Genomic DNA, 289 nt, shown 5'->3' with positions numbered 1-289 from the left:
ATGTCGTTACAAACAATTCTTTGTTTTGAATCTCTGGGAATTGAGTTAAGCTATAACCTGATGGAAACACCAGAAAATCCATCTTATCGTGTAATTTTTGCGTCAGCCTTGGATTCACTTTTTTTTCTAATAAATCTTGCTTGGTACAAATATACTGCAAGAGATTGTATTCATTTTCTTTTCTTACAAGCCCTAGCATGTTTTTACTCTCATGGCTAAGACCTGTTCCAACCGCGAAGTTTGGTCTTACTTGGTCCGCTTCTACATAAAGCACCTTTTTCCCTAAATG

At 36.3% G+C, this 289-nt stretch carries 1 pseudogene; it reads right to left on the bottom strand.

The features are described from left to right. Positions 1-289, bottom strand: a pseudogene (locus MR170_RS31490) (AAA family ATPase); the annotation flags it as partial.

Origin of the sequence: Bacillus cereus group sp. BfR-BA-01524, assembly GCF_022662595.1 — a bacterium.
Lineage (GTDB): Bacteria > Bacillota > Bacilli > Bacillales > Bacillaceae_G > Bacillus_A > Bacillus_A thuringiensis_S.
Note: the sequence above shows the minus strand (reverse complement) of the source record. Positions and strands in the feature narration are given on the sequence as shown.